Annotated in this window: 8 protein-coding genes; 1 reads left to right on the forward strand and 7 read right to left on the reverse strand. The window is 31.7% G+C overall.

Annotation, left to right across the window (positions count from 1 at the left end):
- The 7 genes from F823_RS10705 to F823_RS0110005 form a co-directional block, all read right to left on the reverse strand.
- A partial coding sequence (locus tag F823_RS10705; protein WP_416389758.1) for a transposase occupies positions 1–258 on the reverse strand: 258 nt, incomplete at its 3' end.
- A 197-nt stretch (positions 259–455) separates the two neighbouring features.
- Positions 456–2177, reverse strand: coding sequence for an ABC transporter ATP-binding protein (locus F823_RS0109980; protein WP_019595745.1), 1722 nt, complete (start codon positions 2175–2177; stop codon positions 456–458).
- A gap of 1 nt (position 2178) precedes the next feature.
- Positions 2179–3918: an ABC transporter ATP-binding protein gene (locus tag F823_RS0109985; protein ID WP_002845243.1), complete on the reverse strand. Its 1740-nt coding sequence runs from the start codon at positions 3916–3918 to the stop codon at positions 2179–2181.
- Positions 3911–5365, reverse strand: a complete 1455-nt coding sequence (locus tag F823_RS0109990) for an ABC transporter ATP-binding protein (protein ID WP_002845244.1) — start codon at positions 5363–5365, stop codon at positions 3911–3913. The genes F823_RS0109985 and F823_RS0109990 overlap by 8 nt, the downstream gene beginning before the upstream one ends.
- Positions 5362–6036, reverse strand: a complete 675-nt coding sequence (locus F823_RS0109995) for an energy-coupling factor transporter transmembrane component T family protein (RefSeq protein ID WP_002845245.1) — start codon at positions 6034–6036, stop codon at positions 5362–5364. Before F823_RS0109995 ends, F823_RS0109990 begins: the two co-directional genes overlap by 4 nt.
- Positions 6036–6626 carry an MptD family putative ECF transporter S component gene (locus tag F823_RS0110000; RefSeq protein WP_002845246.1) on the reverse strand — a complete coding sequence of 197 codons (591 nt, stop codon included), beginning with the start codon at positions 6624–6626 and terminating at the stop codon, positions 6036–6038. Before F823_RS0110000 ends, F823_RS0109995 begins: the two co-directional genes overlap by 1 nt.
- A 107-nt stretch (positions 6627–6733) precedes the next feature.
- On the reverse strand, positions 6734–7711 hold the full coding sequence (locus tag F823_RS0110005) for a helix-turn-helix domain-containing protein (RefSeq protein WP_002845248.1): 978 nt from the start codon (positions 7709–7711) through the stop codon (positions 6734–6736).
- 190 nt (positions 7712–7901) lie between these two features.
- Between F823_RS0110005 and F823_RS0110010 the strand changes: the two genes are divergently transcribed.
- The coding region (locus F823_RS0110010; RefSeq protein WP_019595746.1) for a helix-turn-helix domain-containing protein at positions 7902–8144 on the forward strand (243 nt) is incomplete at its 3' end.

Here is an 8144-nt window from a genome sequence, read left to right on the forward strand (position 1 = left end):
TCTATCCTGTGGAACATCTATCTCAAATTCCCCAATTGAGCTTCTAACTTTTTTACTCTTATAACCGTTTCTGCTGTTTTCAACGTCTTCATCCCTAGAATATTTCTCATATCCTAAATGCTCATTCATTTCTGCTTCTAACATATCCTGTAGTGTTTCTCCCAACAAGTCTTTTAAAGCTTCTTGAATATCATTAGCTGTTTTTATATCATAAGTTTTTATTAATTCCCTTACAATATTTTTCTTAGCTGGATTCATTGGTTCTCTTTTTCTTCTTCCCATAACAAAAGTCCTCCTATGATAATAATTTTACCATAGAAGGACTTACAATTTTACAGACTTTTTTACATACACTCTATTTATTTTTTCAAATAGATACATAAACTTTTCCATGTTCTTCATCCATCTATGCTTACAATTACATAAATTTTCCTCTCTTTTCCATTTCAAAATATTCATGCACTCATATCATATAATTTTTTGTAATATCCATTTTGCTTTAATAATTCTTCATGTGTTCCTTGCTCAACAATTTTCCCCTTGTCAAAAACCAAAATATTATCACAATCTTTGATTGTATTTAACTTATGAGCAATCACAATAACAGTTTTGTTTTTTGTTATATGGCTAACCGCTTTCTGTATTAGATTTTCATTTTGAATGTCTAACGCCGAGGTAACTTCATCAAGCAAAACAATTGGTGCATCTTTAATGATTGCTCTCGCTATCGATATTCTCTGTTTTTCGCCTCCTGATAACAGCTTGCCGTTTTCACCTATTGTAGTCATATATCCATTAGGTAAATTTGACACAAAGCTATCACAATTTGCTAATTTTGCCGCTTTTATTACTTCATCATCCGTTGCATTTTTATTTCCCAGTCGAATGTTATCCATAATTGTTCCATCAAAAAGCAATACATCCTGAAAAACTACAGAATAATATTTTAGCAAGGATTCATCATCCACATTTGAAATATCGGTTCCACCTAAAAATATATTGCCTGAACTTGCTTTATAAAATCCGGCAGCTAACTTCAATACAGTCGATTTACCCGAACCAGAAGAACCTACTAATGCCGTTTTAGATCCAGATTTTACTGTAAATGTAACATTTTTGAGAACATCTTCATCATCATATCCGAATGTTACATTATCAAACTTAATACTCATATCATCAGTTTTCGCAGAAAATGGCTCAACATTGATATGTTCTTTTTTTATATCATCCATTCTTTTAACCAATACATCTGTAGAGAAAATCTCTGTCAAAGAATTCATCAGTGCATGAATTGGATCATATATTAAACCAGCAGAAAACAAGAAAATAATATATGTGAACAAATCAATTTCTTCGTGCAACAGTAAATAAGCTCCCACCAAAATTACAGTTGCTATACCCAATTTAAGAATCATCTGTGCTGACGCTAAAATTGTTGCAGAAAATAATTCAGATTCTCTCTGTTTCTTTTCAAACGCATCCAACTGAACTTTTATAGACCTTTTTTGTTTTTCTTCCAAAGAAAATGACTTTATTTCTTTAATCATTTCCAGTGTAGTTTGTATTTGATCTGACGATACCAACTTTTCATTTTTAAATTTTTCACTATAACTCTTTTGAAGTTTTCGAGATAGTAAAACTACCGCAAAAGCAATCGGTATTACCCAAAATAATGACATTGCCATTTTAAAGTTAAATATTAACATCGACAGAAAAATCACTATTGTGGACAACAATGTTCCATAACACTGAGGAATAACATGAGCCAAAGCATGTTCAATCCCCGATGTGTCTGTCATTACTACGGTAGTAAGATCAGAAATATCTCTTTTTGCAAAAAATGATAATGGAAGTTTTCTTAGAAATTCTGAAATACTAACTCTTCGATTTGCACTTTCTTGATAAATATCAATAAAGGTTTTTGTGTATTCTACATACGATAGCAAAATCATAAGTAAAATGGCTATCGCAGATATACCTAAATACATTGCAAGTGGTAATCCCCCACCATCAGTTTTATTTGTGATGATTAAATACATTTGCGATAATACATAAGCACATATTCCAACAGGCAGCATTTTAGAAATATTGGATAATGCGTTAAATAGGATTCCTTTTTTAATCAGCATTGCTTCAGCATCAGACAAAGAGTATTTTTCTTTTATTTTATCGAACATTTTATAGCCTCCAATCTGAAGCACCCTGATATTGTTTCCACATATTTGCGTATGCTCCATTGTTTTCAACTAAATCATTATGAGTACCTTGCTCAACGATTTTCCCTTTTTCCATAACAATTATTTTGTCTGCATCAATTACAGTATTTAACCTATGAGCTACCAAAATTACTGTTTTATTCTTTGAAATTTCCGTAATCGCTTTATTGATATAAAATTCGTTTTCAGCATCACAACCTGATGTTGCTTCATCAAAAACAATAATTGGAGAATCTTTAACAAAAGCTCTTGCCAGTGCAATTCGCTGTCTTTCTCCACCGGAAAGGAAAATCCCTTTACTGCCATAAATACTATTTATACCGTTCGGAAGTTTATCAATAATACTTTGACACTGCGCAACTGTAATAGCTTTATCTACTTCTTCTAAAGATGCATTAGGATTTCCTACTCTTATATTTTCAAGTAAGGTTCCGTTAAATAGTTTGCTGTCTTGGAAAACAAAGGAAATATTTTTCATAAGTTCACTATTTCTTATTTCATTTATATTCTTGCTACCAATCGTTATCGTTCCTGAGTTAACCTTAAAAAATTTCCCTATCAAAGAAAGAATGGTGCTTTTTCCGGAGCCTGATAAACCAACAAAAGCAACCTTTTGATTTTTTGAAATTTCAAACGATACATGCTCTATAACATTTTTTTCTTGCTCAGGATATGAAAAACAAACATCTGAAAAAACAATTTCTGTATTTTCAGGGAATTCATCACTACCATTTTCTATATATGAACCATCACAGATAATTGTTTCAATTCTATTTAAAGCTTCCTTTGCTTGAATTAAGTTCTCTCCAGTCATCATTAGCCTCATCATTGTTGTAGAAATTAAAGGGCTAAGTAATATGAAAAAAATCAAATTCAAAAATACTGCGATTGGATCGCTTGCTGAATTAAATAAAACTACAGCTACAGCTATCAAAAACACAAAAAAACTGTTTAACATAACTCCGAAAATAGTTTTAGGCATACGACAAGCTTTTGCGTAGCCTGCCACCAAATCTCTATAACTCATAATCGTATTATGAAATTTTTTGAAGCTAAATACAGTTTGTTGAAACACTTTGATAATTGGTATACCACGAACATACTCAACAGCCTCTTTATTCATCTGTTCTTGCAGTGTCATGATTTTACCCATCATAAATTTATTTTCCCCACCCATCATAATCTTTATACAAATCACAGAAATGATTAACGGGATAAAGCAAACAACACCTAATCTCCAATCAAAAAAGAAAAAACTAATTACAATGATAAGTGGCATAATTGCAGTCGCCGCAAAATCCGGTAATTTATGTGCTAAAAAATCTTCTGTTAAAATGGTGTTTTCATCAATAATTTTTCTAATCTCGCCTGTAGACCTCATTTCAAAAAAGCCTAATGGCATATCTATCACTTTATTGATTGCTTGTGATTTCAAATTTTTAGCAACTCTAAAAGCAGATATATGGGCTAAAGATAATGCCACAAAATACAAAGCAATGCCTAAAACAGATGAAATCACAGCGATTTCTCCATAATGCATAATACTTTTCGTACTTAAGTTTTCGACATATAATCTTATAATTTGATAGATACAAACTAACGGAACAATTGACATTGCAGCACTCAAAATGGATAGTACACACGACAAAACAGTTAGATATTTGTACTTGCCGGAATACTTTAATAATCCGCTATTAAACATAGTTCTTCACCTCACCTTTTAATATTTCCAATATTTTTTCTTTATCATTCTCCGCAGAAAACTCTTTAAAAGATTGTCCGTCTAAATATAGTACTTTGTTGCAAGAAGTCATTAGAAACTCATAATCATGTGAAATGATAAGTATGATTTTCTGTTTTTCTTGAAGTTCTTTCATTCTTTCGGAAATAATTCTCATATTATTTCCATCTAATCCACTTGTTGGCTCATCAAACAAAAATACATCTCTTTTTAAAAGTTCTGCTGCTGCAATAGTCAATCTCTGTTTCTGACCTCCTGACAAAATTTGAGGATGTAAATCTTTAACAGTTTCCAAATAAAACCGATGCAAGATTAAATCTATATCTGCCTTTGAATCATTTAATTTCAACTCATCTTCGAGAGAAACCTCAAATAAATTACTATCAGGATTGTTTGACAGATAGTATATTCTTCTCTTTCTTTTTGTTTTCTTTATTTTTTCTCCATTTATCAATAAATTGCCTTTCTGTTCTTTCAATAATCCACTTAAGATTTTAAATAATGTGCTTTTACCAACACCGTTATCTCCTATGATTCCATACACATTTCCACTCTTAAATGAATAACTTAACCCACTTATGATCTTCTCATTCTTGTATGAAAAGCATATTTTATCTAACTCCAGCGAATTTACTCCTTTTATTTCCTTTGTTTTTGGAACAACGCATTCTAAAGAATATGATCTTAACCCCGCTGTTCTAAAAAAGTTATTACAACTTGAAAGAAGTTCTTTTTCTGAAAATGAGTTTCTAATCTCGCCATTTTCAAGGTAGTAATATTTATCAACAAGATCTTTCAAATAATAAATTCTGTGTTCGGAAATCACCATCGTTTTTCCTTGTGTTTTCAATGACAGCATCAGTTTTCTTAAAGCTTCTACACTTTTCATATCAAGATTGGCTGACGGCTCATCAAAAACATAAATTGGTGGATCAAGAGCATTTATGGAAGCAATTGCGATTTTTTGTCTTTCTCCACTTGAAAGATGAAACAAACTCTTATCAATTAAATTTTCTCCGTTGATTGACGAGAGTGCTTCTCTAATTCTTCCTGAAATTTTTTCTTGGTCTATTCCATAATTTTCCAATCCAAATGCGATTTCATCTTCTACATTTTCTGCAAAAAATTGACTTTTAGGATTTTGAAAAATTGAACCCACTCTTCTTCCTATTTCGTACAATTCTTTTTCACATGGATTCATGCCATCTATTGTAATGTTTCCATTCAGCTTCCCGCCATAAAACTTATACGCAAGTCCATTGATAATCCTTGTCAGCGTTGTCTTTCCGCATCCACTGGCTCCAATGAAGGCTACAACTTCTCCCTTTTTAATTTCTATGTTGATATTTTCAATAATATTTCGGGAGTCCTGATTATATGAAAAGCTCACATTTTCAAATTTAATCATTTCATCATCACTCCTTCCATAAAGTACAGACCAACTGTTAACAGAACGGTCAATATAACTACAAGAAAATCAAATTTTCTAAATTTTATTTCCCTTCTTGATGTATGTTTTCCATTGGCAGAGATTCCTCTTACTTCGGATGCCGCAGCCAATTCCTCAGCAATTTTAGAAGAAGAGAACATCATAGGTACAAATAAATACTCCATTGTAATAAACGGCTTTCTAAAAGAAATTAAGCCTCTTAATTTTAATGAATCAATAATCTCCGAAAATTCACTTCTTACTACAGGGAAAAACCTCATCATAAAAATAAGTGGTAAAGCTATATTCCTATGGACTTTCATTTTCTTCATCACAGCCATCAATTCTCCCGGAGGTGTTTTTATAATCGGTATTACAGATAGAATAATAACCAATGTCCTGATAACTATAAAAAGAAACATTTCAGGAAGCATAACGCCAAATCCGTTTCCTTTTGAAACCAATCTCATAATGCTAATGATTGCTATTGCAAACACAATTTTTACGGTAGATTTGCTATATCCTAATACGGCAACATATAGTAAGAGGATGACGGTCAGCAAAAAAAATACAGTATCTTTGGACAATACCGAGGCCAAAAATACTGTACTAAAAAATACCGCAACTTTGGAGCGCAAGTCCAAATGCATTACTTTATTATACCTGTCTTTCTAAAGTGCTTTTCTGTCATTTTATTTCCTAAATAGCATCCAATTGCAGCCGCCACTACAGTTAATGCTAAAGAAATAATAACCCACTTCGCATCTGTATAATATTGTGTTTGAATTTGAACCTGTTCCGGAGACACTCCTGTTTTAAGAAACGCATCTTTAAAAAACCATATTTCGCTCATTCCATGAGCTGCTCTTGTAAGAGATGTAATAATCCAAGCAATCGTAATTCTTTTTATATTCCTATAACTATCAGTGCCTATCATAGATAATTCTGCGATGATACCGCCACCTAAGAACCAAGGAATCATAAACGGTCCCATAAATACAGTTGCCAAAACCGCTTGTAAGATATTATAAATTAGAGCAACTCCGGGTTTCCCGACTTTCATCGCCATATAAACGAAAAAAGGCCCCAAAATTAACGCTGTAAACACCGCATTAAAAATCATGTTAAAAAATAGAGATGCTCCTGTGATCATCGAAAAAGCTATAAAGACCACAATCATAATTGCAGAAAAGATTCCTATAGTTGCTAAATCTTTTATTGATAATTTTTTGTTTTCCATAAGTGTTCCTCCTCGTATAATTAAGTTCGCAAGCTTCGTTAGAAGTTGTCTGCTTTTCTATAAGCAACACTTATGTTATCATTATCTAACTCTAATTGCTTGACCAATTAGACCGAATTTGCTATTTCAGATATCTTTCTGTATTCAGAGGGTGTAATCTTGTATTTTTTTTTGAAAGCATTCGAGAATTTAGAGTGGTCTGTATAACCAACTTGAAGAGCAATTTCAGTGATGGAAAGCGAGGATTCTTTCAACAAATTTGCACCTACTTCCAATCTTTTTTTTATTATTGTATCGTTAACAGTTTCTCCAAAAACACTATTATAACAATTTTTCATTGTAGTAATTTTTATGTGGAATTTCTCAGATAATTTCTCATAGGGCAATGTTCTATTATAATTCTTCAGTACATACGCATTTATCTTTTTAGCTATTTCAATATTATTTTTAGCAAAATACTGTCTATCATTATAAGATGCATTATTCTGCACTGTTGTAAGGTACAAAAACAATTCTTGAAATTTGACTTTTAAATATACAATCAGAATATCATCTGGTACTTTATACATTTCAAAAAAAATATGCTCAATCTCTGATGTCGCTCGCTGAATAAAAAGTTTATTATCGTTGCAAAGATTAGCTAATACCTCTTCATATTTAATTCCGAACATTTTTTCTAAAAGGTGTAGTTCATCATCAAACTCCGATGGCGTAATACAAAAAGTAACGCCGTGATAATGACTAATAGGGAAAAATGATTCTTTAGAGCTGTTGCTTATTAAGTTAATCGCAAAATCTCCAGCTTCCATGTATGTTACAGTTCCATCTCTTAATACGCATTCAAACCTTCCTTCTCTGCAATGATTGATTTCATATCGTCTTTCATTAAGAGAATCCTTAGGAATACTACTTGTGATTTTTGATGTGTGTATATCGTTATAGAAGACTCTTACTCCCTTAAAGATTTCATACTCTGTAATGACAAACTTTCCATTTTCTAAGCCATCATACTTATAAATCTTGTTTTTTGAATTCTCTATTATTTTTTTCTTATTCCTTCCATAAAGATGACTCATATAATCCATATTATCTACCTTTCATCTCTTCCATATCACTATAATAATTTTCTTTAAGACAAAATATCTTTTCCATTGAACACCCAAATATTAAACGGTTGATTGTATAATCAATTTGTACAACTAAATAAAAAATGATTCATTGCGAATCCTGTGTTAAAATATAAGTCACAACACAAATACATACAGGAGGTCCACAATGAATCAACTTAATTTTAACACAAAAAAGAGAAACTTTAAACACCTAAGTGAGTATGAAAGAGGAGAAATTTATGCCATGATCAAATTAGGTTGCTCAATATCTTCTATTGCTAGGCACCTAAAAAGGTCAAGAACCACTATTTACAATGAGCTTAAACGTGGTAGGGTGGAACAAATAAAAAATGGACACAAGGTCATAGTGTACTACCCCGATGCGGGACAAAGACAGTATGAAAAAAAC

It is taken from the genome of Peptostreptococcus anaerobius VPI 4330 = DSM 2949, assembly GCF_000381525.1.
Classification (GTDB): domain Bacteria; phylum Bacillota; class Clostridia; order Peptostreptococcales; family Peptostreptococcaceae; genus Peptostreptococcus; species Peptostreptococcus anaerobius.

What these genes read in the sequence shown, in the direction of transcription:
- F823_RS0109980 (WP_019595745.1), bottom strand. Translation starts at nt 2,177, where the DNA reads ATGTTCGATAAAATAAAAGAAAAATACTCTTTGTCTGATGCTGAAGCA.
- F823_RS0109985 (WP_002845243.1), bottom strand. Translation starts at nt 3,918, where the DNA reads ATGTTTAATAGCGGATTATTAAAGTATTCCGGCAAGTACAAATATCTA.
- F823_RS0109990 (WP_002845244.1), bottom strand. Translation starts at nt 5,365, where the DNA reads ATGATTAAATTTGAAAATGTGAGCTTTTCATATAATCAGGACTCCCGA.
- F823_RS0109995 (WP_002845245.1), bottom strand. Translation starts at nt 6,036, where the DNA reads ATGCATTTGGACTTGCGCTCCAAAGTTGCGGTATTTTTTAGTACAGTA.
- F823_RS0110000 (WP_002845246.1), bottom strand. Translation starts at nt 6,626, where the DNA reads ATGGAAAACAAAAAATTATCAATAAAAGATTTAGCAACTATAGGAATC.
- F823_RS0110005 (WP_002845248.1), bottom strand. Translation starts at nt 7,711, where the DNA reads ATGGATTATATGAGTCATCTTTATGGAAGGAATAAGAAAAAAATAATA.